Below are 25,703 nucleotides of genomic sequence, written 5' to 3' on the forward strand. Positions count from 1 at the left end.
GTCAAATGAGCCGCAAATATTTCGGTACGGACGGGATTCGGGGCCGCGCCAATGGTTTGATCACGCCGGAACTAGCGCTCAAGGTCGGCCAGGCGGCCGGGCTGGTCTTTCAGCGGGGTGAACATCGTCACCGTGTCGTGATCGGCAAGGACACCCGTCTCTCCGGCTACATGATCGAATACGCCATGGTGGCCGGCTTTACCTCGGTGGGTATGGACGTGCTCCTGGTTGGCCCCATGCCGACGCCTGCGGTCGCGATGCTGACCAAGTCGATGCGCGCCGATCTCGGCGTCATGATCTCGGCCTCCCACAATCTGTTCGAAGACAACGGCATCAAACTGTTCGGCCCGCAGGGCTTCAAGCTTTCCGACGACGTCGAGAAGCAGATCGAGCAGCTGCTCGACGAATGCCTCGACAAGCGCCTCGCGCAGAGTGCCAGCCTCGGCCGCGCCCGCCGTATCGACGGCGTGCATGACCGCTACATCGAATTCGCCAAGCGCACGCTGCCGCGCGATCTGAGCCTCGACGGGCTGCGCGTGGTGGTCGATTGCGCCAACGGCGCCGCCTACAAGGTGGTGCCGGAAGCACTGTGGGAACTGGGTGCCGACGTCGTGCCGATCGGTGTCGAGCCCGACGGCTTCAACATCAACAAGGAATGCGGCTCGACCTCGCCGGAAGCGCTGGCAAGAAAGGTCCGCGAGATGCGCGCCGACATCGGCATTGCGCTCGACGGCGATGCCGATCGCGTCATCCTGGTCGACGAGCGCGGCCATCTGGTCGACGGCGACCAGCTGCTCGCGGTGATCGCGCAGAGCTGGAAGGAAGACGGCAGGCTGTCGCGGCCCGGCATCGTCGCGACCGTGATGTCCAATCTCGGGCTCGAGCGCTTCCTGAAAGAGCAGGGTATCGAACTCGTCCGCACGCCCGTTGGCGATCGCTACGTGCTCGAGCAGATGCTGAGCGGCGGCTACAATCTCGGCGGCGAGCAGTCCGGCCACATCATCCTGTCCGACTATGCGACGACCGGTGACGGCTTCGTTGCGGCACTGCAGGTGTTGGCGGTCGTGCAGAAGCTGCGCCGACCGGTCTCGGAGGTCTGCCACCGCTTCGACCCGCTGCCGCAGATCCTCAAGAACGTGCGCTACCGCAAGGGCAAGGGCAAGCCGCTCGAGGACGCCGAGGTGAAGTCGGCGATCGCGGACGGTGAGAAGCGGCTCAACGGCCACGGCCGCCTTTTGATCCGCTCGTCCGGCACCGAGCCGGTCATCCGCGTGATGGGCGAGGGCGAGGACCGCATCCTGGTCGAGGACGTGGTCGACACCATCGTCTCGGCGCTCGGCCAGGCCGCCGCCTGATCGCATCCCAGCCATCGGCTGACGGCGGTGGTGCAATCGATGCCACCGTCGTAGGAACCATGCGGGCCCTCAAGTCCGGCCCGCCGGGACCGAACCATTGAACAAGCCTGCCGTCGTCTCACAAGAAACGCTGACAGAGCCGATTACTGATGTAACTGCGGCCGCGAAGGCGCGCACAGTGGGACCGGCCTATGTCGTGCTCGCCGGCATCAGCCTCTCGCATTTCCTCAACGACACCATGCAGTCGTTGATTCCGTCGGTCTATCCGATCCTGAAGGATTCCTACGCGCTCGACTTCGCGCAGATCGGAATGATCACGCTGGCGTTCCAGTTCACCGCCTCGCTCTTGCAGCCGCTGGTCGGGCATTTCACCGACAAAAAGGCGCAGCCGTTCTCGCTGGCGATCGGGATGGGATCGACCTTCTTCGGCCTGTTGCTGCTCAGCATCGCGCAGCATTACCTCGTGATCCTGCTCGCGGCCGCTCTGGTCGGGCTGGGCTCGGCGGTGTTCCATCCGGAGTCAGCGCGCATCGCGCGCCTGGCCTCAGGCGGACGTTACGGCTTCGCGCAATCGGTGTTCCAGGTCGGCGGCAGCTTCGGCACGTCGATGGGACCGCTGCTGGCGGCAGCGATCGTGGTGCCGTTCGGGCAGGCGAGCATCGCGTGGTTCTCCTCGATTGCGTTCGTCGCGATCCTGATCCTGTGGCGCATCGGCCGATGGTACGGGCCGCAGATCACCGCAAAGAAACCGATGCCGATCCATGCGCATCCGGACGGGCCGAGCTCGCGCCGCGTCGCGATCGCGCTTGCGGTGCTGGTGGCGCTGCTGTTTTCGAAGCAGCTCTACGTGTCCAGCCTGTCGAGCTATTATATCTTCTACCTGATCGACAAGTTCGGCGTCTCGACGCAGGCGGCGCAGATCTATCTCTTCGCCTTCCTCGCCGCGAATGCGGTCGGAGCGTTCCTGGGCGGGCCGGTCGGCGACCGCTTCGGCCGCAAATACGTGATCTGGTTCTCGATCCTCGGCGCGCTTCCGTTCACGCTCGCGCTGCCCTACGCCGGCCTTGCCTTGAGCGCGGTGCTGACCATCATCATCGGCCTCGTGATTTCTTCGGCGACCTCTTCGATCATCGTGTTCGCGCAGGAATTGGTGCCGCATCGCTTCGGCATGATCTCGGGTGTGTTCTTCGGCGTCGCGTTCGGCATCGGGGGTTTGGGCGCTGCCGTGCTCGGCGAGCTTGCCGATCACACCTCGCTTGGCTTCGTCTACCAGGTCTGTGCCTATCTTCCCGCGATCGGCTTGCTTGCGGTGTTCCTGCCCAAGCTTCCGCATCAAGCGCGCTGAAGCCTGCGCGCGACGAATCTCTTCACGCTTCGTTAGTGTTTGTGGCGATCTCTCGGCCTATTCCGTTAACCTTTGCGCGCAGGGCGTCACAAAAAATCAACCTTAATAATTAGGGTTAAGCGGCACTTAAGTATTTGGTGCGATCGTCCAGCCGTGAGTTTTCGAAGTGGGGCTTTCCAGTTGCCTCACCGGCCAAAAGGACGAAGCCAATGCGTAGCGTGAAGTCTCTGATTGCCGCGGGTGCGGCATCTCTGTTGTCCACGGTGGTGTTCGCCGCCGACTTGCCCATCGCTCCGCCTCCAATGTACGCGCCGCCGCCGCCCGCCGACTTCGGCGGATGGTACCTGCGCGGCGATATCGGCTTCAGCAATCAGAGAGTTGATCGGCTCAGCAATGTGCTCGATGCCAACAATACGTCATCGGTTCAGAGCCTTGGCTTCAACACCGCCGGCATCTTCGGACTTGGCGTCGGCTATCAGTTCAACAACTGGTTCCGTGCCGATCTGACCGGTGAATATCGCGGTAACTCGCAGTTCTTCGGCACCGACCATATCACCTATGTCGGCGGCTTAGGCACCGACACTTATCATGCTACCAAGTCCGAATGGGCTGCTCTCGCCAACGCATACGTCGATCTCGGCACCTGGTGGTGCATCACGCCATTCGTTGGCGCTGGTGTCGGCATGGCGCGCGTCTCGATCGCCAACTTCACGGACCAAGGCATCGCGAACAATGGGGGCGGCGCGCTGCCGGGGCTAGCCTACGGCGATAACGCCTCGAAGTGGAATCTTGCTTGGGCGCTGCATGCCGGTCTCGCCTACAAGGTCTCTCCGAGCTTCACGGTCGAACTCGCCTATCGCTATCTTGACCTGGGCGATGGTGTGACCGGCGATCTCAGGACTTTCGACGGCACCAACGCAGTCTATAACCCGATGACGTTCAAGAACATCACGTCGCATGACGTGAAGCTCGGCGTGCGCTGGAACCTCGAGTCGCCGGCGCCGATGTATCATCCGCCGCTGGTCACCAAGGGCTGAGCGCCTAAGACTTCTTAACAGCATAAACGGCGCGGGAGCTTCCCGCGCCGTTTTTTGTTGCGCCGATTTTTACGATTGGATCGTCCGAAGAAGGCCCGCGACAACCATTGGTTAAGGTTAACGGGCGATGATCATCGCGACAGTTCGTGTGTTCGATGGAGCGTTTGCGATGCGTAGGCTTGTGCTGGTGGCGGCGATGTGGGGAGCGGTGTCCGCCGCGCATGCCGCCGATCTTCCCGATCTTCCCATCCTGCGCGGCGCCTTCACCGAGGGTCTCACCACCTCCAGGGTGAACTGGCAGGGGTTCTATATCGGCGGCCAGGCCAGCTATGGCACCACTACGCCGCGGATTCCATCAACTATCAACGACGATCTGTCCGGGACTTTTGTATCGCCGCCCGGCACGCCCTACTTGTTCCGGGGGCTTCCCGAACCGCACAGCGAGAGCAGCGGGTACGGAGCTTTCGCGGGATACAACTGGCAATGGGATGACGTCATTCTCGGCGTGGAGGGGAATTACCTGCACGGTGGATTTCGCTCCACAGCGTTTGCTAGCGCGTACTGGGCTTTCGACGCAAACGGCGTGCCCCATTCGTGGACGAACTCGATGGCGATCGTAAGCTTGTCCGACTTCGGGTCACTCCGGCTGCGGGCCGGCTATGCCATGGGATGTTTCCTGCCCTATGTGTTTGGCGGCGCCGGATTTGGTTCCCAGACAATCGAGCGTCTAGTCTGGGTCTCTCCCGACCCGATACGCACTCCAACGGACCACGCATTGAACACGAAGCTGGTCTACGGTTACTCCGCGGGCGTCGGCCTCGACATCATGCTGATCGGGGGGCTGTTTGCCCGGGCGGAATATGAATATCAGCGCGTGACGTCTGACGTCGAGACAAACATCAACACCGTCCGCGCCGGCCTCGGCTACAAGTTCTGACGGCCTGTCGCTGGGCTGTTGACAGGATTCGATCGTCCTGATGCTGTGTCGCCGAAACAAGGGCGACGCGCATGAAGATCTACGGCGACAGCAATTCCGGCAATTGCCTGAAGGTGAAGTGGGTTTGCGACAAGCTGCGCCTGCCTTACACCTGGGTTCCCGTCGATATCACCAAGGGGGAGACGCGCACGCCCGCCTTCCTGAAGCTGAACAGCGCCGGGCAGGTGCCGACGATCGTGTTCGATGACGGCCGGACGCTCGCCCAATCCAACGCCATCATCCGCTATATTGCACGCGGCAGCGATCTCATCCCGTGCGACGCCTTTGCCGAGGCGAAAATGGACGAGTGGCTGTTCTGGGAGCAGTACAGCCACGAGCCTTACATCGCGGTGTGCCGCTTCCAGATGGTCTACCTCGGCAAGTCCGTCTCCGAGCTCGATCCCGAAAAGGTGAAGCGCGGACATGCGGCGCTGGCACGCATGGAGCTGCAGCTCGTGGCCAGCCGCTTCATCGTTGATGACGCCCTTTCGCTCGCTGACGTCGCGCTTGTTGCCTACACGCGTGTCGCCCACGAGGGCGGCTTCGACATGCGCGGCTATCCCGCCATTCGCCGCTGGATCGGCGAGACCGAAAGTTTCCTCGGATTGCCGGCGGCGCGCTGAGGAGACCAATATGCCCGATCTCTCCATCTCGATCCGGCGCGCCCGCCGCGACGACGTTGCCGCCATCGTCGCGATGCTGGCCGACGACCACCTCGGTCGGGCCCGCGAGCTGATCGATGATCCCTTGCCGGCGTCCTATTTCGAGGCGTTCGAAACGCTCGGCCGCGATCCCGGCATCCGGCTTGTGGTGGCGCAGGACGGCGAGGGCAGGGTCGTGGGGTGCCTGCAGCTCTGCATCATGCCGGGGCTGAGTTCGCAAGGCGCCTCGCGCGGCCTGATCGAGGACGTTCGCGTCGCGTCCGATTGCCGTAGCCGCGGCATCGGCGAGCAGCTCGTGCAATGGGCGGTTGCGACCGCCCGCGAGGAGGGCTGCAAGCTCGTCGAACTGTTCACCCACCAGTCGCGAGTCGACGCCCAGCGCTTCTACAAGCGGCTTGGATTTGAGCCGAGCCATGTCGGCATGACTGTCCGCTTTTGATGCACCGTGCGCTGCACGCTGTGCGTGTTGCGGAATCGCGCCGCACATTCGATCTGGTTAATGGCTGATAAACTAACTCGAGTTCATTCATGTTTGTTGGGGAACCATTGGTGCTAAAAATGTGTATCCCGCCGGGCTCGGGTTGGTTCGGGGATATCAATGACAACATTTTCCTTGATCAAGGTCGGCAACGTCTACGTGGTGCGGGCCGACGATCAGTGCATTTTGAAGATCGCAAGCCGCAGCAAGGCGGCGCGGCTGATCAGCCAGGCGGCGGTACTACTTGACGCCGATGCGGCGGCCGAACGATCGCAGGCGCAAACGCCCGCCGAGATATCGATCGACAGTGAGACGCCCGAAGCTCCTTGACCATTCCAGCCGATTCCCGTATTAGCCGCCGCGGGACACCTCCCCCCAACGGGAGGCTCACTATCTGGAAGGGTAGACGATGACTAAGGCGAAGCCCGCTTCGCGGCCGAACGTGCCGCATTTCTCCTCCGGCCCCTGCGCCAAGCGCCCTGGCTGGAATCCCCAAAATCTCAAGGACGCAGCTCTCGGCCGCTCGCATCGCGCGAAGATCGGCAAGGCGAAACTCAAGCTCGCGATCGACCTGACGCGCGAGGTGCTTGAAGTTCCCGCCGATTACCGCATCGGCATCGTGCCGGCGTCGGATACCGGCGCGGTCGAGATGGCGCTGTGGTCGCTGTTGGGAGCGCGCCCCGTCACCACGCTCGCCTGGGAGTCCTTCGGCGAGGGCTGGGTCAGCGACATCGTCAAGGAACTGAAGCTCAAGGACGTCACCAAGCTCAATGCAGGCTATGGCGAGATCCCGGATCTCTCCAAGGTCGATCCCGCGACCGACGTCGTCTTCACCTGGAACGGCACCACCTCCGGCGTGCGCGTTCCCAACGCCGACTGGATCAGCGCGACCCGCGAGGGGCTGACCATTTGCGACGCGACCTCGGCCGCCTTTGCCCAGCCGCTCGACTGGCCGAAGCTCGACGTCGTCACCTTCTCCTGGCAGAAGGCGCTGGGCGGCGAGGCCGCGCACGGCATGCTGATCCTGTCACCGCGCGCGGTGCAGCGGCTCGAGACCTACAAGCCCGCCTGGCCGCTGCCGAAGATCTTCCGCATGACCAAGGGCGGCAAGATCAATGAAGGCATTTTCGTCGGCGAGACCATCAACACGCCGTCGATGCTCTGCGTCGAGGACTATCTCGACGCGCTGAACTGGGCGAAGTCGGTCGGCGGCCTGAAGGCGCTGATCGCGCGCGCCGACGCCAACACCAAGGTGCTCGCCGACTGGAAAGCGCAGACGCCGTGGATCGATTTCCTGGCGAAGGATCCCGCGATCCGCTCCAACACCTCGGTTTGCCTGAAGTTCACCGATCCGGTCATCTCCGCGCTCGCGCCGGACGCGCAAGCCGACTTCGTCAAGAAGCTCGTTGCTTTGGTCGAGAAGGAAAACGCCGGCTTCGATTTCGCGCATTACCGCGACGCGCCGGCGGGCCTGCGCATCTGGTGCGGCGCAACCGTTGAAGCCAGGGATGTAGAGCTTCTGACCCAGTGGATCGACTGGGCCTTCGCCGAGACCAAGGCACAGCTGGCCAAGGCGGCGTGATCTTCTTGACCCTCCCCTCGAGGGGAGGGTCGACGCACCGCGAGCATGATCCGGAAAAGTGGGTACCGGTTTTCCAACAAGATCATGCTCAAACAAAAGAGCGTGCGTCGGGGTGGGGTGATCTCTCCTCTCGGCGCACCGTTGAAAATAGATCGACAGCTTCACCCCACCCCGGCGCTACGCGCCGACCCAAGAGCGAGCTTCGCTCGACTCGACCCCTCCAGGGGAGGGTCAAGGAGACATTCAGATGCACAAACCCAAGGTTCTCATTTCCGACGCCCTGTCGCCCGCCGCCGTGCAGATCTTCAAGGATCGCGGCCTCGAGGTCGACTTCCAGCCCAATCTCGGCAAGGACAAGGACAAGCTCGCCGAAATCATCGGCCACTATGACGGTCTTGCGATCCGCTCCGCGACCAAAGCAACCGCCAAGATCATCGAGCGCGCCAAGCGGCTGAAGGTGATCGGCCGCGCCGGCATCGGCGTCGACAACGTGGAGATTCCCGCGGCGACGGCCAAGGGCATCATCGTGATGAACACGCCGTTCGGCAACTCGATCACGACCGCCGAACACGCCATCAGCCTGATGCTGGCACTGGCGCGCGAGATTCCGCAGGCCGACGTCTCGACCCAGGCCGGCAAGTGGGAGAAGAACCGCTTCATGGGCGTCGAGATCACCGGCAAGGTGCTCGGCGTCATCGGCTGCGGCAACATCGGCTCGATCGTCGCCGATCGCGCCCAGGGCCTGCGCATGAAGGTGATCGCCTATGACCCGTTCCTTTCGCCCGAGCGCGCCAAGGATATCGGCGTCGACAAGGTCGAGCTGGACGAATTGCTCAGGCGTGCCGACTTCATTACCCTGCACACTCCGCTTACCGACAAGACGCGCAACATCATCGACGCGACTGCGATCGCCAAGATGAAGAAGGGCGTGCGGCTCATCAACTGCGCCCGCGGCGGCCTGGTGGACGAGCAGGCGGTGGTGGATGCGCTCAATTCCAAGCACATCGCCGGTGCCGCCTTCGACGTGTTCACCGAGGAGCCCGCCAACAAGAACGTGCTGTTCGGCCATCCCAACGTGATCTGCACGCCGCATCTCGGCGCCTCCACTACCGAGGCGCAGGAGAACGTCGCGCTGCAGATCGCCGAGCAGATGTCGGATTACCTGCTCTCCGGCGCCATCTCCAACGCCATCAACTTCCCCTCGATCACGGCCGAAGAGGCGCCGAAGCTCAAGCCGTTCATCGCGCTTGCCGAGAAGCTCGGCTCCTTTGCCGGCCAGCTCACCGAAACCGGCATCCTCAAGGTTCAGATCACCTATGAAGGTCACGTCGGCCAAATGAAGATCAAGGCGCTGACCTCGGCGGTGCTGGCGGGGCTGCTGCGGCCGATGCTGGGCGAGATCAACGTCGTGTCCGCGCCGGTCATCGCCAAGGAGCGCGGCATGGTCATGGACGAGATCGTGCGCGCGGCGGAAAGCGACTATGAAAGCCTGATCACGGTCACGGTGACGACCGAGCGGCAGGAGCGGTCGGTGTCCGGCACCGTCTATGCCGACGGCAAGCCGCGTCTCGTCGACATCAAGGGCATCCGCGTCGATGCCGAATTCGGCAAGTCCATGATCTACGTCACCAACGAGGACAAGCCGGGCTTCATCGGCAAGTTCGCCAGCCTTCTCGGCGACGCCAAGATCAACATCGCGACCTTCCATCTCGGCCGCGTCGCCCCGGGCAGCGACGCCATCGCGCTGGTCGAGGTCGACGGCCCCGTGCCTGCGGATGTGCTCGCCAAGGTGCAGGCGCTGCCGCAGGTCAAGCAGGTCAAGGCGCTGGCGTTCTGATCCCCTGTCGCGTTCCATCTCTTTCCCCTCACCCCTGAGGAGCTTGCGTAGCAAGCGTCTCGAGGGGTGAGGCCTGAGATGAAGCGGGGCCTCATGGTTCTGCCGGCGATGCGGAGCATCGTCCGGAGACGCGCGCAAACGCGCGCTCCTCACCGTGAGGGCCAACCTTCTCGGGTGGTTCGGCCATGGTCTTTTCCGCCGGCTCCACCCGCGGCGCCGAACGGATACCTCGGTCGAACCGGTTTCTTTCCCGCCTCGTCTCACCTAGTGGTGAGGGTGTTTTTTTGTCGCGCGTCCGTCTAACGAAACGTGTGACTGGCAGGAGAGATTTTTTATGCGAACGATTACCAAGTGTCTTGCAACCACCAGCCTGGTGCTGGTGACGGCCTTTGCCGCGCTCCCGGCGCTTTCCGCCGACATGAACGCAAGCTCGGCGATTGATGCGGTGACGGTCTATCCCGATGGCGCGAGCGTCACCCGCATCATCAATGTCGACATTCCCGCGGGCGACACCACGCTGGTCGCGAAGGATTTCCCTCTGTCGCTGGACACCTCCTCCTTGCGTGTCGAGGGCGAAGGCGGTGCCAAGCTGACGATCGGCGGTATCGACGCCCGTCCGCCGAAAGCGGCGCCGCCGGTGAACCTGCCCGAGCTCGACAAGCGCATCGAGGCGCTGAAGGACGAGCGGGCCAATCTGCAGGGCGCGATCGATGCCGCACATGCGCGGCGGAAGTTTGCCGAGCGCTTTGCCGAAGCCTCGCCGGCTGGATTGGGCGAAAAGGCCGAGGCGCGGCCGATCTCCGAATGGCGCGCCGCTTTTGCTGCGGTTTCGGAGGAGATCGCGGCGGCCGACACCGCGATCCGCGATGCCAAACGCAAGCAGCGCGACCTTGATCGCGAGATCGCGCGGCTGGAAGCCGACCGTTCGGCCAAGCCGCCCGCCAAGCTCGAGGTGCGGATCGATGTTGCCGCCGCAGGGGCCACCAAGGCCACGCTGCGGGTGACCTATGCCGTACGCAATGCGCGCTGGGCGCCGCTCTACGATGCGCGGCTCGACACCGGCGCAAAGGACCGCAAGCCCTCGCTGGAACTGGTGCGTCGCGCCGAGATCACACAGTCGACGGGAGAAGACTGGTCGAACGTTGCGCTCGGCGTCTCGACGCTGCGCATCGCCCGCGGCGGCAGCGCGCCTGAACTCGGCACGCTGATGGCGCAATATCCACAGCCGCCGCGACCCGTGGCGCTGGGCGCTTCGTCGGACGGCACACTAAGGCAGATGTCCCGAGCCCCGGCTCACGCACCGGCGTCGGCGCCGATCGCCAAGGCCATGGCCGAACAGGCTGAGGAGCGGGCGCGCGAGCAGGAAGCGACCGCGGAGGTCAGCGACTTCCAGGTCACCTTCAGGATTCCCGGCCGCGTCAGCCTGGGCGCCAACGAAGGCGCGAAGGCCCTGCGCATCGCGACCACGACGGTCGCGCCGGATCTTGCCGTTCGCGCCGCGCCGGTGATCGATCCGACCGCCTTCCTCGAAGCCAGCTTCAAGCAGGCGGAGGATGCGCCGCTGCTCCCCGGACGTGTTGCGATCTATCGCGACGGCGCCTTTGTCGGCCGCAGCCGGATCACCCCGGCCGGCAAGAACGAGACCGTGCGGCTCGGCTTCGGCGCCGACGACAAGGTCAAGATCGAGCGCTCCGTGGTCAAGCGCAACGAGGGCTCCACGGGCCTCTTGGTGACGTCGAAGACCGACGAGCGCTCGTTCAAGACCACGATCCGCAACGGCCATGACTTCCCGGTTCGGGTCGCGATCGAGGATCAGCTTCCGGTCAGCGAGAACGAGGAGATCGTCGTCGAGATGCTGCCGTTGACCACACCGCCGACAACGACCAACCTGCGCGACAAGCGCGGCGTGCTGGAATGGGCCTTCGACGCCAAGCCCGGCGAGGTCAGGGCGATCGACTTCGCCTGGCGCGTGCGCTGGCCCAAGGAAAAGACCGTCGTAATCGCGCCGGCGGGCTGAACGAGGCCGCCGATCCTACTCACCTCTCCCCACGCGCGGGGAGAGGTGAAACGAGTTCGTGGGCAGACCGCCTCAACCCGACGCTCTGGCCCTAGCTGTTCGGGCCGCGGTCCATGCCGACCGGCTGCCAGCGCCGCAATGTGGTGTTCTGCAGCACCGACGGGTTGACGCAGCTCACCGGCCACATTCCCGACAGCACCAGCGACAATTCGTAGCCGACACGGCGTTTGCGCGCCTCGTCGAACCGTGCCGATGCGGACGCGACATGGGCCGTCAGGGTCACGTTCTCCATGGCGAGCAGCGGGTTGTCGGGCGACGGCGGCTCCTTCTCCAGGACGTCGAGCGCGGCATGCGCGATCCAGCCCTCCTGCAGCGCCTTGATCAGCGCCGCTTCGTCGACCGTGGCGCCGCGCCCGGTATTGATGAAGATCGCGCTTTTCTTCATCTGCCGGAAGTGCTTTTCGGTCAGCATGTGATGGACCTCGGGACGGGCAGGGGCGTGCATCGAGACGAAGTCCGATTGCGACAGCACCTCCGACAGCGTGGCCGGCATGACGCCGTGGTCGGACATCAGCGTTTCCTGGATGAAGGGATCGTAGGCCATCATCCTCAGGCCGAACGGCGCGGCGCGCCTGGCGAACGCACGGGCGACGCGTCCGAACGAAATGAAGCCGAGCGTCTGCCCCATCAGGCGCGGGATCTTCAGAAGCGCCGGACGGCCTTCGGCCCAGCGGCCCTGCCGAACCATTTTGTCCTGCTCGACCAGGCGGCGAAAGCCCGCCAGCAGCAGCATCATGGCATGGTCGGCGACCTCCTCGATGAAGGTGTCGGGAATGTTGGTGACGGGAATGCCGCGCGCGGTCGCGGCCTTGACGTCGACGCTGTCGACGCCGACGCTGCCCAACGTGATCACCTTGCAGTTCTCGAGGGCGTCGATGACCGTCTTGGTGATCGGCATGCCCTTCGCGTAGATCGCATCGGCCGTCCTCGCGGCGGTGATGAATTCCGCTTCGTTGGCCGGCGCCTCGATAATTTCGGCGTCGATCGGCTCGAGCGCCTCCCGTTCATAGGAATAGTCGCTGCCGGCGACCGTGAAGCTGGCTCCCTTCGGCGTCACCACCCTGTATCTCGGCATTTCCTGCTCCCGATGTTATTGTTTCTTGATCGGCCGCCGTGCTGCTGCCACGACTTCGCGCTCTGGCGCCTGGACCTCCTCGCGTCCGGCAAAGAGCCGGGACTGCCGCGAGCGGTCCAGTCAGCAGATGCTGGAGCATTATACCTTGGGCGATGGCGGCGTGCCCACCTCGTTCGTGAGGCGCACGGAGGAGGGCGGGCATGCCTCGGCTGCCCACCCTCAAGCGTTTGGTCGCAGCTACTGCTTCTCGATGCGGGCGTTCTTGATCAGCTTTTCCCACAGCACGAGCTGATCCTTGACGAATGCGTCGAGTTGTTCCGGCGTGCCGGAGAAGGCGTCCATGCCCAAGGTGGCGAGCTGGGCCTTGATTTCCGGCTTCTCGACGATCTTGCGGATCTCGGCGTTGAGCCGCGTCACGATCTCCTTGGGCACGCCGGCGGGGCCGAAATAGCCCTGCCATGAGGTGATGTCGAAGTCGGGCACGCCGGCCTCCTGCATTGACGGCAGGTTCGGCGCCAGCGGCGAGCGGTTCTTGGTGGTGACCGCAAGCGCGCGCAGCGCGCCGCCATTGACATGCGGCAGGCCCGTCAGGATATCCACGAACATCATGCTGACACGGCCGCCGATCACGTCGTTGAGTGCCGGCGGTGAGCTCTTGTAGGGCACGTGCAACAGATCGATGCCGGCATTGTGGGCAAAGGTTGCGCCGGACACGATGGCGGCCGAGCTGCCGCTCGCATAGCTCAGCTTGCCCGGATTGGCCTTGCCATAGGCGACCAGCTCGCCGACGGTTTTCGTAGGCAGCTCGGGATTGATCACCAGCATGAACGGCAGGTCGCCGGTCCGCGCGATCGGCGTGAAATCCTTGACCGGATCGTAGGTCAGCGTCTTCAGCAGATAGGGGTTGGCCGAATGCGTGGTGTTGGTGGTCACCAGCAGCGTATAGCCGTCCGGCGCGGCGCGCGCGACGTAGGTCGCGGCCAGCATGCCGTTGGCGCCGGCCTTGTTCTCGATGACAATCCCGACGCCGAGCGCCGCGGAAAGATGCTGCGAGATGATCCGCGTCGTGGTGTCGGTGCCGCTGCCGGCCGCAAACGGCAGCACCAGCGTGATGTTGCGGTTGGGATAGTTCTGGGCAACCGCTGCGCCGGACGCCAGCGCCATCATCATCAGGGATGCAGCTGCAGCGAGGCGGCAATATCGTTCGAATCGTGCGATCATTTTCGTCCTTTTCCTCCGGTCTGTTGTTCGGTTGCCGGACAAATAGCCTGCGCCGGGTAGGAGCGAAAGGCGCGAGTTGCCGTTTTTTCGCATCTCAGGCCGGCGCAGCCGCCCGCGTCCGTGACGCGGAATTTGCGTCACTTCGCCGAGCCCTGACGCGAGGCGGTGATGACGCCCGCCAGCACCAGGGCATAGCCGATGAGATGAAAGAGCTGCAGCATTTCCCCGAGCAGCAAAATCGCCATCGCCGAGCCGAACACCGGAACCAGATGGAAGAACGGTGCGGCACGGTTCGGCCCGATCAGCGCCACACCGCGGTTAAAGAACAGATAGGCGAGCGTCGATGGAAAGATCAGGATATAGGACATTGTCGCCAGCGTCAGCGCGTCGAACTTGAGCGTTGCGCCGTTGAAAAATTCCCACAACGCGCCCGGCATGAGCATGAAGGCGCCGCAGCAGGTGGTGAATGAAATGAAAGACAGCTGGTGGATGACGGGCCGGCGCGGGATCAGCGCCGAATAGAGTCCGAACGACACCAGCGCGCTCGCGAACATCAGATCCCCCTTGTTGAAGGTGATAGTGGCGAGCGCGGCGAAATCGCCGCGCAGAATGATCGTCAGCACGCCGGCGAGCGAGACGGCGATGCCGGCGAGCTGGGCGCCGGTCAGCCGCACGCCGAACAGAACGAGCGACCACAGCGCCACGAACAGCGGTCCGGACGACTGGATGAGGAGCGCGTTCAGCGCTTCCGTGTACTGCATCGCCCAATAGGAGATCGCATTGTTGAAGGCAAATCCGATCAGCGACAGGAACATCATCAGCGGCAAATGGGCACGCAACGCCGGCCAGTCGCGCTTGAGGTGTGGCCAGGCGAACGGCAGCAGGATGAGAAAGACGCCAAGCCAGCGGATCGTGGTCAGTGTGATCGGCGGGACGTGGCTGCCGACATGCCGGGCGAGCACGATGTTGCCGGCCCAGAACAGCGACGTCAGGCTCAGGAGCAGATAGGGCTGGTTGTTGAGCCAGTGGCCCGGGGCGGAGCCCGTTGGCTTGGGCGCGGAGATCGTCATTGTGTGTTTCTGGAGGAGCTTGTCCTTGATAAGTCTCGCAGGACAAGTCCCGCCTTCGCAATGCTACAATGCGCCGGATTTCGGGAAGGGAGGCCGACGATGAGCGTGGATCTGTTGAATGTAAAGGGGCTGAAGGCGCTCGGGCAGCAGGAGCCCGTCGTGATGCTCAACCTGATGCGCTTCCGTGACAAGTCGCTCGACGGCGACGGCTCCGGCTGGGACGCCTACTTGCGCTACAGCGCGGTGACCGTGCCCATGATCAAGGCTAGAGGCGGCACCCTGCTGTGGACCGGGAATGCCAGGGCGGTCGCGCTCGGGCGAGAGGAGGGCAACCAGTGGGATTTCGTCGCGCTCGTCTACTATCCCACTGTTGCGGCCTTCCTCGACATGATGACCTCGGCGGAATACGAGACGCAGGCCGATCCGCACCGGCGCAACGGCTGCGCCGAACACGTCATTATCGCGACCAGCGAGGCCTACAGCAAGTTCAGGACCGGCTAGCCCGCTTTCGCGAGTTCGCCACTTCTCCCAATGGGGACAGGTTGGCCGATCGATACGGCGACAAGCGAGACTTCATCGCGTCCTGGCGGCGGCCGGCTTTCGCGAGGCGACGAACACCCCGGACAGCACCAGTGTGAACCCGATGACGTGGAAGGCTTGCAGGCGCTCGCCCAAAAAGACAATTGCCATGACCGAGCCGAACACCGGCGTGACGTGAAAGAAGGGAGCGGCCCGGTTGGCGCCGATCAGCTGCACACCGCGATTGAAGCAGAGATAGGCAACCACCGACGGGAAGACGGAGACATAGAACAGCGTCAAGAGGTTCGGCAGATCGAGCGCCATGCGCGGGCGGGCGAACAACTCCCATGCGAGCAGGGGCAGCAGGCTCGCCGCGCCGCAGCCGAAGGTGAAGGCGACAAACGAGAGCCCGTGTATGGCGGGACGCTTCAGTGTCATCACGGAATAGAATCCGAAGATCACCAGCGCCGCGCTGAAGATCAGGTCGCCCTTGTTGAACGTGATGCTGGACAGCGCGGTGAGGTCGCCGCGCAGGAGGATCACCAGCACGCCGATCAAGGACAACAGCACGCCGAAGGCCTGCGCTAACGTGAGGTGGACGCGCAGCAAAATCAGCGACCACACCGCGATCACCAGCGGCCCGGCTGACTGCAGCAGCAGCGTGTTGATCGCCTGGGTATGTTCCAGCGACCAGTATTGCAGCGTGTTGAACGCGCCGATGCCGGTCAGCGACAATAGCAGCATCACCCCGAGCTTTGAGCGGATCGCCGGCCAGTCCTGGACGAGGTGCTTCCAGGCCAACGGCAGCACGATGAGGAACGCGAATGCCCAGCGCAGGAATGACAGCGTGACCGGCGGAATATGTCCGGCGGCCAGCCGTCCGACGATCGCATTGCCCGCCCAGCACAGCGCCGTGATGCTGAGCAGCACATAAGGCTGATTGGCGATCCAATGCCCCGAAGTGGCTGACGCAGAAGCAGGAGGCGGGTCGGAGGCAGACATTGGCTGGTTGTTGGCCCGGTGCGCACGCCGAGCCCCCGGCCCAGACCGCTCCGGGCCGGCTTCTTGCCCGGCCCGACCACAGACACGGAAATGCGCCTGGCATCAATGGGGTCGGATGCATCGCGACCATGCAGGGGTGAACGATGGAACCGACCGGCGCCAGCCGATTCAGCGACGGCTTTCCGAGCCGGTGGCAAAGGCTTTCAGGAGTTCGGCGCAGGCAAGATAGACGACAACGAGCAATGCGATGGTGGCCATCATGAGCGGCGGCGGCGTGACGAAGCCGAACCAGGTGCCAACAGGCGTGAACGGCACCACCATTGCGACGATGAGCGCCATCAGCGAGGAGGCCGTCAGCACCGGATCCGGCAGGTTCTGCCACGGCGCGCGGTTGGTGCGGATGATGAAGATGACGAGAATCTGCGTCGCCATCGATTCGACGAACCAGGCGGTACGGAATTCGTCGGGCGATGCGTGAAACAGCAGGATCAGCGCCGCGAAAGTAAGGAAGTCGAACAGCGAGGACAGCGGCCCCATGATGGCCGCAAAGCGGACCAGCCGCTTCATGCTCCACACCTGCGGGCGCGCTGTGGCGTGCCGGCTGACCCGGTCGAAGGGGATGCCGAGCTCGGAAAGGTCATAGAGCAGGTTGTTGAGCAGTATCTGGGTCGGCAGCATCGGCAGGAACGGCAGCACGATGGAGGCGATTGCCATCGACAGCATGTTGCCGAAATTCGAGCTCGCGCCCATGCGCACATATTTGAGGATGTTCGCAAAGGTGCGGCGGCCTTCCTCGACCCCGTCGGCGACCACTTCCAGGTCCGCGGCCAGCAGGATCATGTCGGCGGCGGCCTGTGCCACGCCGCTGGCACCTTCGACGGAGAGCCCGATATCTGCGGTCTTCAGCGCCGGCGCATCGTTGATGCCGTCGCCGAGGAAGCCGACCACTTCGCCGCTCGCCTGCAGCGCCTTGACGATGCGTGACTTCTGGTCGGGCGCGAGGCGGCCGAAGGCATCGGCCGATTGCACCTGGACGGCCAGTGCCTCGTCGCTGAGCTCGGCGATTTCGCTGCCGGACAGCACGCGCTCGGCATTGAGGCCGACGAGGCCGGCGAGCCGCTTCACTACCACGGGATCGTCGCCGGACAGGATCTTCAGCTTCACCCCGCTTCTGGCAAGATCTTCGATGGCTGCCGCCGCGGTCGGCTTGGGCGGGTCGATGAAGGCGCAGAGGCCTTCAAAGACCAGGTCGACCTCATCCTCCGTCTCGACCTCCCGGGTTGGGCCCTGCCACGGCCGCGAGGCGATGGCGACGGTACGGAGCCCCTCGCTGGCAAGCTCATGCACACGCCTGAGCGCATCCTCGCGCGCGCCGTCGTCCATGGCCGCCGTGCTGCCGCCGCGGCGCTGCTGCGTGCACAGCGCGAGCACCGCTTCGGGCGCGCCCTTGACGATGAGGAGCGGACCTTCGTGATCGGTCGCCAGTACGGATCCGAGCCTGCGCGCGAAATCGAAGGCCTGGCGGCCTTCGAGTTTCCAGCCCTTCGCGGCCTCCGTGGTACCCGCGACCAGCGCCGCATCGAGCGAGCCACGATCGCCACCGAGCGCGGCGGCCACCGCGCCCAGTCGCGCGGCGCGGGGATCATCATGGCCATCTGGATCGAGACTCTTCGACAACGCGATCTGCGCCGACGTCAGCGTGCCGGTCTTGTCCGTGCACAGGATGGTCATCGCGCCGAGGTCGTGGATCGCGGCAAGGCGCTTGACGATCACCTTGCGCGATGCCATGCGCAGCGCCCCGCGCGACAGCGTCACGGTCGTGATCATCGGCAGCAGCTCCGGCGTCAGCCCGACGGCGAGCGCGACGGCGAACAGCAGCGAATCCAGCGCAGGCCGGCCCGCCAGGACGCGGATGGTCAGCACAATCAGCACCAGCGCCAGCGTCAGGCGCGCGACGACGAGGCCGAATTCGCGCAGGTCGCGCTCGAACGGCGAGGGCGGTTCGCCCTCGCCGAGCGCGGAAGCCGCCGCCCCGAACACCGTCTCGCGCCCGGTCTTGACCGCGAGCGCGATCGCTTCGCCCGTCTGCGCCACCGACCCGCGGAACAGCACGTTGGAAGTATCGTCCCGATCGGCGACCGCCCCCGCGCGCTTCGCCACCGGATACGGTTCGCCGGTCAGCGCCGCCTCGCCCGCGGTAAAGGCTTCGCTGTGCAGGATCAGGGCGTCCGCCGGGACGATGTCGCCGGCGCGAATGCGCAGGAGGTCGCCGGGAACGACGCCTTCGACGTCGATCTGGCGGAACGCGCCGTCGCGCTTCACCTCGGCCTTCAGCGCCACCGAACGCCGCAGGATCTCCGCCGCCCGTGCCGCGTGCCCTTCCTGCACGGTGTCGAGCCCAATCGAGAGGGTGAGGATCAGCACGATGATCGAACCGCCGATCGCATCGCCCGTCAGCATCGAGATGATGCCGGCGACCATCAGGATGAGGGAGAGCGGTTCGAGCAGCCGGCGCAGGATCGCGCGCAGCACGCTGTCGGCCCGCGCCGGCGCATCGCTGTTCGGGCCGAAGCGCTTGAGTCGTCCGGCCGCTTCCGCCGTGCTCAGGCCTTCCAGTCCGCAGCCGAACTGGCGGGAGAGCTCTTCAGGCGACTGATGCCAGAAACCCTTGTCAGTACGCGTCGGACCTTCCGGCACGGCAGGCTCCCGAAGAGGCGAGGATCAGGTGAAAGGCGGCAGCGTCATACGGGACATGTCGAGCGGTAATTGCGTGGGTGGACCTCCGCCCGACTTCAAGCGGCACCACAAGAACGGCAGTGTAGACGTCATTACGGTTCGGAAACCATTGACCTACCGCAACATATCCTTCCGGCAGGGGTCTAGCTTTTGAACTGCAACGTCCTCGGATTTCTGCGATTTCCGGGGGAACACGCATCAAAACGAACACACATCCGCGCGGAATCGTCGCGCGTGTCGCATTCCGGTCATGCTCGATCAACCGCTGCCACTCGCGCAAAAGAGCCGCTTCCCGTTCCGCCCGCTGTGGTCGGGAATTCTCGCCCACAAATGGTTCATCCTGACGGTGGCGGTGCTGCTGGTCTTTGGCGCCTCGCAGGGCGTGCGGATGGTCCTGGGACCGGCGGTCGTCGTCGACCAGGTCAGGAGCGGCAAGCTGGTCGAGTCGGTCGTTGCCAGCGGCCATGTCGAGACGCCGTTCCGGGTCGAGATCGGCAGCCAGATCACCGGGACGGTCGAGGACGTGCTGGTCAATCAAGGCCAGCCTGTCACCAAGGGTCAGCCGCTGATTTCGCTGGAAGCGCGCGAGCTCAAGGCAGCCGTGGTTCAGGCGCAGGGCGCGGTGGAGCAGGCCGAAGCTCGCATACGGCAGCTCCAGGAGCTGACGTTGCCTTCTGCGAAGGAATCGTTGGCGCAAGCCGAGGCGAACATGCGCAACGCCCAGCAGATCTTCGACCGCACCTCTCAGCTCGAACGCAACGGCTATGCGACGCGCGCCGCGCTCGAGGACGCGCAAAAGACGCTCGATGTCGCGCGCGCTCTGAAGCGCGCCGCGGAGTTCCAGGTCTATACCGCAAGCCCGGGCGGCAGCGATCATGTGATGGCGCAGACCCAGCTCAACCAGGCGCGCGCCAATCTCGACACCGCGCAGTCGCGGCTCGGCTATGCCACGATCACGGCGCCGCGCGACGGCGTGCTGATCACGCGCAGTGTCGAGCGCGGCACGGTGGCGCAGCCGGGCAAGGCGCTACTGGTGCTCGCGCCGGCGGGCGACGCGCAGCTCGTGCTGCAGATCGACGAGCGCAATCTCGGCAAGATCGCGCTCGGCCAGAAGGCGCTCGCCTCGGCCGACGCCTATCCCGACAAGCGCTTTGCCGCCGTCATCACCTACATCAATCCGGGCATCGACATCTCCCGCGCTTCGGTCGAGGTGAAGCTGACGGTGGCTGATCCGCCGGCCTATCTGCGCCAGGACATGACGGTCTCCGTCGACATCGAAGTGGCGGCGAAGAACGACGCCCTGGTGCTGCCGGTGCGCTCGGTGCACGATATACTGTCGGGGCAGCCGTGGGTGCTCGGCATCAAGGACGGCCGCGCCGTGAAGCGGCCGGTGAAGGTCGGGCTGCGCGGCAACAGCCACATCGAGATCGTCGAAGGTCTTTCCGCCGGTGAGGTTGCTATCCCCCAGAATTCGCGGGTCGTCACCGGCCAGCGCGTGCGGCCCGTGCTGCCATGAACCGCTGGCTGCCGTTCGAATGGGTCACGGCGGTGCGCTTTCTGCGCGAGGGGCGGCTGCAGACCATCTTCATCATCGGCGGCATCGCCATCGGCGTCGCCGTCATCGTCTTCATGTCGGCGATGCTCGCGGGACTGCAAGCGAACTTCATCAAGCGCGTGCTGACCTCGCAGCCGCAGATCCAGCTCTTGCGGCCCGACCAGGTCGCCCGTCCGCTGCGCAACGGGCCCGGCGAGATCGAGGACGCCGTCGTGCAGCGCCCGAGCCAGCGCGTGATCTCGATCGACCAGTGGCCGAAGATCCGGAGCCAGATGCTGGCGATGCCGGAGATCACCGCGGTCTCGCCCACCATCGCGGGCTCGGTGCTGGCAGTGCGCGGCGACTCCAGCCGCGCCGTCACGCTGACCGGCGTCGAACCCGACACCTACTTCAACATCGTCAGGGTGCCCGACTACATCGTGGCGGGCCAAGCGCGCCTGACCAGCGACGACATCGTCATCGGCATCGAGCTGGCGAGAATTCTCGGCGCGACCGTCGGCGACAAGCTGAACATCCAGGCGGCCTCCGGTGCCATCCGGGTGCTGACGATCGCCGGGCTGGTCGATTTCGGCAACAAGGGGACCAACCAGCGCGCCACGTTCGTTGCCCTGCGCACGGGGCAATCGCTGCTCGGCATGATCGGCGGCGTCACCACCATCGACATGACGGTCAAGGACATCTACGCGGCGGAAGAGATCGCCAAGCGCATCGAGGCGGCCAACCCGGTCGAGGCCGACAGCTGGATCGCGACCAATGCACAGTTCTTCACCGCGGTGCGGGCGCAGGAAACATCCAATACCTTGATCCGCCTGTTCGTCGGCCTGTCGGTCGCCTTCGGCATCGCCGCGGTGCTGGTCGTGTCGGTGATCCAGCGCTCCAAGGACATCGGGATCTTGCGCGCCATGGGAACCTCGCGCGGCCAGATCCTGCGCGTCTTCTTGCTGCAGGGCGGCCTGCTGGGCTTTGTCGGCTCGCTGGTCGGGGCTGCCATGGGCGCCGCTGCGCTGATCTATTGGCACTCGATCGCGCGCCAGGCCGACGGCTCGGAATTGTTTCCGCTGATCCTTGAACGGCGGCTCTTCATCCTGACCGCGCTGCTCGCCACCGTCACCGGTCTGCTTGCGGCCATGGCGCCGGCGGTGCGCGCAGCAAGGCTCGATCCGGTGGTGGCGATCCGTGGCTAGCGAACTCCTGCGGCTGGAGAAGGTCTGCAAATCCTACAATGTCGGTCTGCCGACAGAGACCGAGGTGCTGCACGATGTCGATCTGCGGCTCGATCACGGCGAGTTCCTGGCGCTGATGGGTCCGTCCGGCTCGGGCAAGAGCACCCTGCTCAACATAGTCGGCCTGCTCGACCGCCCGACCTCCGGCCGGCTCCTGATCAAGGGCGAGGACACCAGCGCGCTGGGGGACGCTGCCATCACCCACCTGCGCGGCCACACCATCGGCTTCGTGTTCCAGTACCACCTTCTGATCTCGGCCTTTACGGCGCGGGAAAACGTCATGATGCCCATGCTGGTCGACCGCCGCTTTCCCAGCGCGGAAATTGAAACCCGCGCGCAGCAGCTTCTGGCCCAGGTGGGCCTGGAGAAGTTCGCGAACAACCTCGCCAACAACATGTCGGGCGGGCAACAGCAGCGCGTCGCGGTGGCGCGGGCGCTGGCCATGAATCCCGACCTCGTGCTCGCGGACGAGCCGACCGGAAATCTCGACACCAAGTCGGCGGACGCGGTGTTCGAACTGATGCGGCAGGTCAACCGCGAGGCCGGCACCAGCTTCCTCCTGGTCACCCACAATATGGAGCTGGCGCGGCGCTGCGACCGCATCATCGAAGTGGTCGACGGCCGTATCCACGCCTGAGGCGCACAATGTATCACGTCATCCTGAGGAGCTTGCGAAGCAAGCGTCTCGAAGGATGAAGGCCCGGGTCCGGGCCTCATGGTTCGAGACGCGCCTTCGGCGCTCCTCACCATGAGGGTCGGCAACGTTGCGGACTTGGGTTGATTCACAGCCTCTGAGGGGGCGCCCCGGGCGGCTCCTGTCGGATTTTCGGGGGATATCAATGGCTTGAACCCACTTTCCAACCCCGCTAAACCCCCGTTCTTGCTTGCCTAGGCCGGCCGCTTCCTTTATCCGGGTGACTGCCTCGCATGCGAGCGGCCCCGGCCGTGATTTAGGCCGAGGCGGCATGATCTCCCGGGAAGGATGGGCATCGTTTCCCCGAGAGGTTCATGCTCGTATGACGCGATAGTTGCAGAGGGAATACCCGCGAATGGCCAATGTTGTCGTCGTCGGCGCCCAATGGGGCGACGAAGGAAAGGGCAAGATCGTCGACTGGTTGTCGGAGCAGGCCGACATCGTTGTGCGCTTCCAGGGAGGCCACAATGCCGGCCACACCCTGGTGATCAACGGCGAGACCTACAAGCTTGCACTGCTGCCGTCGGGCGTGCTGCGGCCGTCGAAACTTGCGGTGATCGGCAATGGCGTGGTGTTCGACCCGCAGGCCTTCCTCGACGAGGTCGAGAAGCTCAAGGGCCAGGGCGTTGCAGTCAGCCCGCAGAACCTGCGCATTGCCGAGAACGTCACCCTGATCCTGCCGCTGCATCGCGAGCTCGATGCGTTGCGCGAATCCGCCAGTGCCGTCACCGCGATCGGCACCACCAAGCGCGGCATCGGCCCCGCCTATGAGGACAAGGTCGGCCGCCGCGCCATCCGCCTGATGGACCTGGCCGACATCTCCACGCTGCCGCACAAGATCGATCGCCTGCTGGCGCATCACAATGCGCTGCGCCGCGGGCTCAACCTGCCGGAGATCGACGGCGGCGAGATCCTGCGCGAGCTGTCGGGCATGGCGCCGAAGCTTCTGCCCTATGCAGAGACGGTGTGGCGGCTGCTCGATCAGAAGCGGCGCGAGGGCAAGCGCATCCTGTTCGAGGGCGCGCAGGGCGCGCTGCTCGACGTCGACCACGGAACCTATCCTTATGTGACCTCGTCCAACACGGTGGCGGCGCAGGCGGCGACCGGCACCGGACTTGGTCCCGCAGCGATCGGCTATGTCCTGGGTATCTGCAAGGCCTACACGACCCGGGTCGGCCAGGGACCGTTCCCGACCGAGCAGGACAACGAGATCGGCCGCAAGATCGGCGAGCGTGGCCGGGAATTTGGCACCAACACCGGCCGTCCCCGCCGCTGCGGCTGGTTCGACGCCGCGCTGGTGCGCCAGACGGTGCGGACCTGCGGCATCAACGGCCTGGCGCTGACCAAGCTCGATATTCTGGACGGCTTCGAGAAGATCGAGGTCTGCACCGGCTACCGGCTGGACGGTAAGGAGATCGACCATCTGCCGGCGGGCGAGGGCGCGCAGGCCCGGGTCGAGCCGATCTATGAGACCATCGAGGGCTGGCAGCAGCCCACCGCCAACGCCCGCTCCTGGGCGGACCTGCCTGCCCAGGCGGTGAAATATGTCCGTCGCGTTGAGGAACTCGTGGGTTGCCCCATCGCCCTTCTTTCCACGAGCCCGGAACGCGAGGATACTATTCTGGTGCAAAATCCGTTCGAAGCTTAGTGAAGTGTTGCAGGGAAGCGCGCATAGTTGAGTTGAAATGGCTGATTACTATCCGCTGATCGCCCGAGCTATCGCCGGCCTGGACCCCAACGCTCCCGGCGAAAGCCGCCGTGCGCTCTATGAGCGGGCGCGGACGGCGCTGATTGCGCAGCTCCGCAGCGTGCAGCCGCCGCTCTCCGAATCGGAGATCACCCGCGAGCGGTTGTCGCTGGAAGAGGCGGTGCGCAAGGTGGAATCGGAATCCGCGCAGCGTGCCCGCGATGCCTCGCGCCCGGCGGGGCGCGCCGGCGATGCCTTCCGCAGCAGGGCTACTACCCGTCCGGGTGAATCGGCCGCCGCAGCTTCCCAGCCGCCCGCCACACCGCGTTCGCGACCCGCTCCGCCGCGCAACGAGCGTCCGCCGCTCGGGTCGGAGGGCAATGGCGAGCGCGAAGGACAACGCGCTTCGCGCGCGTTTCGCCCCGAGCCGCCGGCGCCGCGGCCGCAGCCGCCAATGGCGGAGCCGCCACTGCCTCCGACCCGCGATCGCGCGGGACGCCGGGGCGCGGAAAACGGCCCGCCGCCGCTTCCTCAGGCGCCCGGCGTGCGCGGCTTCCGCGACATCACCGCCGATGCCGATGATCTGGGCCGTGCCGCCGCGCAGGCTTCCCGCGCCGCGCGCCGCACCTATGCCAACGTGCCGTCGCCCTCGTCCGAGTTCGACCGGCTCGAGCCGAACCTGGACAATCGCGGCGGCGAGCCCGACGTACCTTATTCCTACGATGAATCGATGGAGGAGGCGGAGCGCTACGCGCCCCAGCCGCAGCCGCCATCGCCGCGTCCGCGCATCTCCACCGATCGCGAGCCGAAGAAGCGCGCCCGCTCCGCCGCGGCCTTCCCCTTCAAGAGTGCGATCGCCGTCGGCATCGTGCTGATCCTGGTCGGTGCAGGGATCCTGTGGGGCAAGTCGGTCGTGCAGACCGTGACCGGCCTGTTCAAGTCGACGCCGGTGGCGGTCGAGACGCCCAAAGATAGTTCGGCGCCCGCGGTGAAGCCGAAGATCACCGATCGCGTCGGACAGCCGTCGTCCGATCACCCGGTCGCGCCGGTGGCCCAGCGCGTCGTGCTCTATGACGAGGATCCGTCCGATCCCAAGGGCAAGCAGTATGTCGGTTCGGTCGTGTGGCGCACTGAGCCGATCAAGGCGTCCGGCAACCAGAAGCCCGACATCACCGTGCGGGCCGACATCGACATCCCCGATCGCAAGTTCAAGATGACGTTGTCGTTCCGCCGCAACACGGATTCATCGCTGCCGGCGAGCCACACGGCCGAGCTGACCTTCATCCTGCCGCAGGACTTTTCCGGCGGCGGCGTCTCCAACGTGCCCGGCATCCTGATGAAGTCCAACGAGCAGGCGCGCGGCACTCCGCTCGCGGGACTGGCGGTCAAGGTGACCGACGGCTTCTTCCTGGTCGGCCTGTCCAACGTCGACGCCGATCGCTCGCGCAACATCCAGCTCCTGAAGGAGCGCTCGTGGTTCGACCTGCCGCTGGTCTACACCAACCAGCGGCGTGCCATCGTCGCGATAGAGAAGGGTTCGCCCGGCGAGCGCGCCTTCAACGACGCCTTCGC

The 25,703-nt window shown here is 65.0% G+C and carries 21 protein-coding genes; 16 read left to right on the plus strand and 5 right to left on the minus strand.

What is annotated here, in order from left to right; genetic code table 11:
* The first annotated feature begins 5 nt into the window (after nucleotides 1-5).
* The 10 genes from glmM (at nucleotide 6) to HY852_RS11365 (ending at nucleotide 11,289) form a co-directional block, all read left to right on the plus strand.
* A complete protein-coding gene (gene glmM / locus HY852_RS11320; RefSeq protein ID WP_291604743.1) occupies nucleotides 6-1,355 on the plus strand; it encodes a phosphoglucosamine mutase in 1,350 nt (449 codons plus the stop codon).
* A 97-nt stretch (nucleotides 1,356-1,452) separates the two neighbouring features.
* Nucleotides 1,453-2,700, plus strand: coding sequence for an MFS transporter (locus HY852_RS11325; protein WP_291604744.1), 1,248 nt, complete (start codon nucleotides 1,453-1,455; stop codon nucleotides 2,698-2,700).
* 209 nt (nucleotides 2,701-2,909) lie between these two features.
* Nucleotides 2,910-3,737, plus strand: coding sequence for an outer membrane beta-barrel protein (locus HY852_RS11330; protein ID WP_291604745.1), 828 nt, complete (start codon nucleotides 2,910-2,912; stop codon nucleotides 3,735-3,737).
* A 127-nt stretch (nucleotides 3,738-3,864) separates the two neighbouring features.
* Entirely contained in the window at nucleotides 3,865-4,674 is an 810-nt protein-coding gene (locus tag HY852_RS11335; RefSeq protein ID WP_291604746.1) for an outer membrane beta-barrel protein, read from the plus strand.
* A 71-nt stretch (nucleotides 4,675-4,745) separates the two neighbouring features.
* Nucleotides 4,746-5,336, plus strand: coding sequence for a glutathione S-transferase family protein (locus HY852_RS11340; protein ID WP_291604747.1), 591 nt, complete (start codon nucleotides 4,746-4,748; stop codon nucleotides 5,334-5,336).
* Between the two features lie 10 nt (nucleotides 5,337-5,346).
* Nucleotides 5,347-5,814, plus strand: a complete 468-nt coding sequence (locus tag HY852_RS11345; protein ID WP_291604748.1) for a GNAT family N-acetyltransferase — start codon at nucleotides 5,347-5,349, stop codon at nucleotides 5,812-5,814.
* Nucleotides 5,815-5,973: 159 nt separating this feature from the next.
* Nucleotides 5,974-6,183, plus strand: coding sequence for a hypothetical protein (locus HY852_RS11350; protein WP_291604749.1), 210 nt, complete (start codon nucleotides 5,974-5,976; stop codon nucleotides 6,181-6,183).
* Between the two features lie 79 nt (nucleotides 6,184-6,262).
* Nucleotides 6,263-7,435 carry a phosphoserine transaminase gene (locus HY852_RS11355; protein WP_291604750.1) on the plus strand — a complete coding sequence of 391 codons (1,173 nt, stop codon included), beginning with the start codon at nucleotides 6,263-6,265 and terminating at the stop codon, nucleotides 7,433-7,435.
* A 247-nt stretch (nucleotides 7,436-7,682) separates the two neighbouring features.
* Nucleotides 7,683-9,272 (plus strand): phosphoglycerate dehydrogenase, encoded by a 1,590-nt coding sequence (gene serA / locus HY852_RS11360; protein ID WP_291604751.1) that lies wholly within the window; start codon nucleotides 7,683-7,685, stop codon nucleotides 9,270-9,272.
* A gap of 334 nt (nucleotides 9,273-9,606) precedes the next feature.
* A complete protein-coding gene (locus HY852_RS11365; RefSeq protein ID WP_291604752.1) occupies nucleotides 9,607-11,289 on the plus strand; it encodes a mucoidy inhibitor MuiA family protein in 1,683 nt (560 codons plus the stop codon).
* Between the two features lie 91 nt (nucleotides 11,290-11,380).
* Here HY852_RS11365 and HY852_RS11370 read toward each other — a convergent pair whose 3' ends face one another.
* From HY852_RS11370 to HY852_RS11380, 3 genes are all read right to left on the minus strand, one after another.
* Entirely contained in the window at nucleotides 11,381-12,424 is a 1,044-nt protein-coding gene (locus HY852_RS11370) for a C-terminal binding protein (RefSeq protein ID WP_291604753.1), read from the minus strand.
* A 237-nt stretch (nucleotides 12,425-12,661) separates the two neighbouring features.
* Nucleotides 12,662-13,645: a tripartite tricarboxylate transporter substrate binding protein gene (locus HY852_RS11375; protein ID WP_291604754.1), complete on the minus strand. Its 984-nt coding sequence runs from the start codon at nucleotides 13,643-13,645 to the stop codon at nucleotides 12,662-12,664.
* Nucleotides 13,646-13,782: 137 nt separating this feature from the next.
* Nucleotides 13,783-14,715 carry a DMT family transporter gene (locus HY852_RS11380; RefSeq protein ID WP_291604755.1) on the minus strand — a complete coding sequence of 311 codons (933 nt, stop codon included), beginning with the start codon at nucleotides 14,713-14,715 and terminating at the stop codon, nucleotides 13,783-13,785.
* Between the two features lie 99 nt (nucleotides 14,716-14,814).
* On the opposite strand from HY852_RS11380, the gene HY852_RS11385 reads away from it, so the two are divergent.
* On the plus strand, nucleotides 14,815-15,216 hold the full coding sequence (locus HY852_RS11385) for a DUF1330 domain-containing protein (protein WP_291604756.1): 402 nt from the start codon (nucleotides 14,815-14,817) through the stop codon (nucleotides 15,214-15,216).
* 72 nt (nucleotides 15,217-15,288) lie between these two features.
* Here the strand turns inward: HY852_RS11385 and HY852_RS11390 are convergent, their stop codons facing one another.
* Both HY852_RS11390 and mgtA read right to left on the minus strand, forming a co-directional pair.
* Nucleotides 15,289-16,236 carry a DMT family transporter gene (locus tag HY852_RS11390; protein WP_291604757.1) on the minus strand — a complete coding sequence of 316 codons (948 nt, stop codon included), beginning with the start codon at nucleotides 16,234-16,236 and terminating at the stop codon, nucleotides 15,289-15,291.
* Nucleotides 16,237-16,404: 168 nt separating this feature from the next.
* On the minus strand, nucleotides 16,405-18,933 hold the full coding sequence (gene mgtA, locus HY852_RS11395; protein ID WP_291604758.1) for a magnesium-translocating P-type ATPase: 2,529 nt from the start codon (nucleotides 18,931-18,933) through the stop codon (nucleotides 16,405-16,407).
* A 289-nt stretch (nucleotides 18,934-19,222) separates the two neighbouring features.
* On the opposite strand from mgtA, the gene HY852_RS11400 reads away from it, so the two are divergent.
* The 5 genes from HY852_RS11400 to HY852_RS11420 all read left to right on the plus strand — a co-directional run.
* On the plus strand, nucleotides 19,223-20,488 hold the full coding sequence (locus tag HY852_RS11400; protein ID WP_291604759.1) for an efflux RND transporter periplasmic adaptor subunit: 1,266 nt from the start codon (nucleotides 19,223-19,225) through the stop codon (nucleotides 20,486-20,488).
* On the plus strand, nucleotides 20,485-21,711 hold the full coding sequence (locus HY852_RS11405) for an ABC transporter permease (RefSeq protein ID WP_291604760.1): 1,227 nt from the start codon (nucleotides 20,485-20,487) through the stop codon (nucleotides 21,709-21,711). Before HY852_RS11400 ends, HY852_RS11405 begins: the two co-directional genes overlap by 4 nt.
* The gene (locus HY852_RS11410; protein ID WP_291604761.1) at nucleotides 21,704-22,387 is read left to right on the plus strand and encodes an ABC transporter ATP-binding protein; all 684 of its coding nucleotides are present in this window, start codon (nucleotides 21,704-21,706) and stop codon (nucleotides 22,385-22,387) included. The genes HY852_RS11405 and HY852_RS11410 overlap by 8 nt, the downstream gene beginning before the upstream one ends.
* Nucleotides 22,388-22,799: 412 nt before the next feature.
* Entirely contained in the window at nucleotides 22,800-24,092 is a 1,293-nt protein-coding gene (locus HY852_RS11415; RefSeq protein ID WP_291604762.1) for an adenylosuccinate synthase, read from the plus strand.
* Between the two features lie 37 nt (nucleotides 24,093-24,129).
* The coding region (locus HY852_RS11420) for a hypothetical protein (protein WP_291604763.1) at nucleotides 24,130-25,703 on the plus strand (1,574 nt) is incomplete at its 3' end.

The organism is Bradyrhizobium sp., from assembly GCF_016213215.1.
Taxonomy (GTDB): domain Bacteria; phylum Pseudomonadota; class Alphaproteobacteria; order Rhizobiales; family Xanthobacteraceae; genus Bradyrhizobium.

Coding starts and splice junctions, on each gene's coding strand:
- glmM (WP_291604743.1), top strand. CDS start 6: ATGAGCCGCAAATATTTCGGTACGGACGGGATTCGGGGCCGCGCCAAT.
- HY852_RS11405 (WP_291604760.1), top strand. CDS start 20,485: ATGAACCGCTGGCTGCCGTTCGAATGGGTCACGGCGGTGCGCTTTCTG.
- HY852_RS11330 (WP_291604745.1), top strand. CDS start 2,910: ATGCGTAGCGTGAAGTCTCTGATTGCCGCGGGTGCGGCATCTCTGTTG.
- HY852_RS11340 (WP_291604747.1), top strand. CDS start 4,746: ATGAAGATCTACGGCGACAGCAATTCCGGCAATTGCCTGAAGGTGAAG.
- HY852_RS11380 (WP_291604755.1), bottom strand. CDS start 14,715: ATGACGATCTCCGCGCCCAAGCCAACGGGCTCCGCCCCGGGCCACTGG.
- HY852_RS11415 (WP_291604762.1), top strand. CDS start 22,800: ATGGCCAATGTTGTCGTCGTCGGCGCCCAATGGGGCGACGAAGGAAAG.
- HY852_RS11350 (WP_291604749.1), top strand. CDS start 5,974: ATGACAACATTTTCCTTGATCAAGGTCGGCAACGTCTACGTGGTGCGG.
- HY852_RS11390 (WP_291604757.1), bottom strand. CDS start 16,236: ATGTCTGCCTCCGACCCGCCTCCTGCTTCTGCGTCAGCCACTTCGGGG.
- HY852_RS11365 (WP_291604752.1), top strand. CDS start 9,607: ATGCGAACGATTACCAAGTGTCTTGCAACCACCAGCCTGGTGCTGGTG.
- HY852_RS11355 (WP_291604750.1), top strand. CDS start 6,263: ATGACTAAGGCGAAGCCCGCTTCGCGGCCGAACGTGCCGCATTTCTCC.
- HY852_RS11375 (WP_291604754.1), bottom strand. CDS start 13,645: ATGATCGCACGATTCGAACGATATTGCCGCCTCGCTGCAGCTGCATCC.
- HY852_RS11400 (WP_291604759.1), top strand. CDS start 19,223: ATGCTCGATCAACCGCTGCCACTCGCGCAAAAGAGCCGCTTCCCGTTC.
- HY852_RS11370 (WP_291604753.1), bottom strand. CDS start 12,424: ATGCCGAGATACAGGGTGGTGACGCCGAAGGGAGCCAGCTTCACGGTC.
- serA (WP_291604751.1), top strand. CDS start 7,683: ATGCACAAACCCAAGGTTCTCATTTCCGACGCCCTGTCGCCCGCCGCC.
- HY852_RS11345 (WP_291604748.1), top strand. CDS start 5,347: ATGCCCGATCTCTCCATCTCGATCCGGCGCGCCCGCCGCGACGACGTT.
- HY852_RS11385 (WP_291604756.1), top strand. CDS start 14,815: ATGAGCGTGGATCTGTTGAATGTAAAGGGGCTGAAGGCGCTCGGGCAG.
- HY852_RS11335 (WP_291604746.1), top strand. CDS start 3,865: ATGATCATCGCGACAGTTCGTGTGTTCGATGGAGCGTTTGCGATGCGT.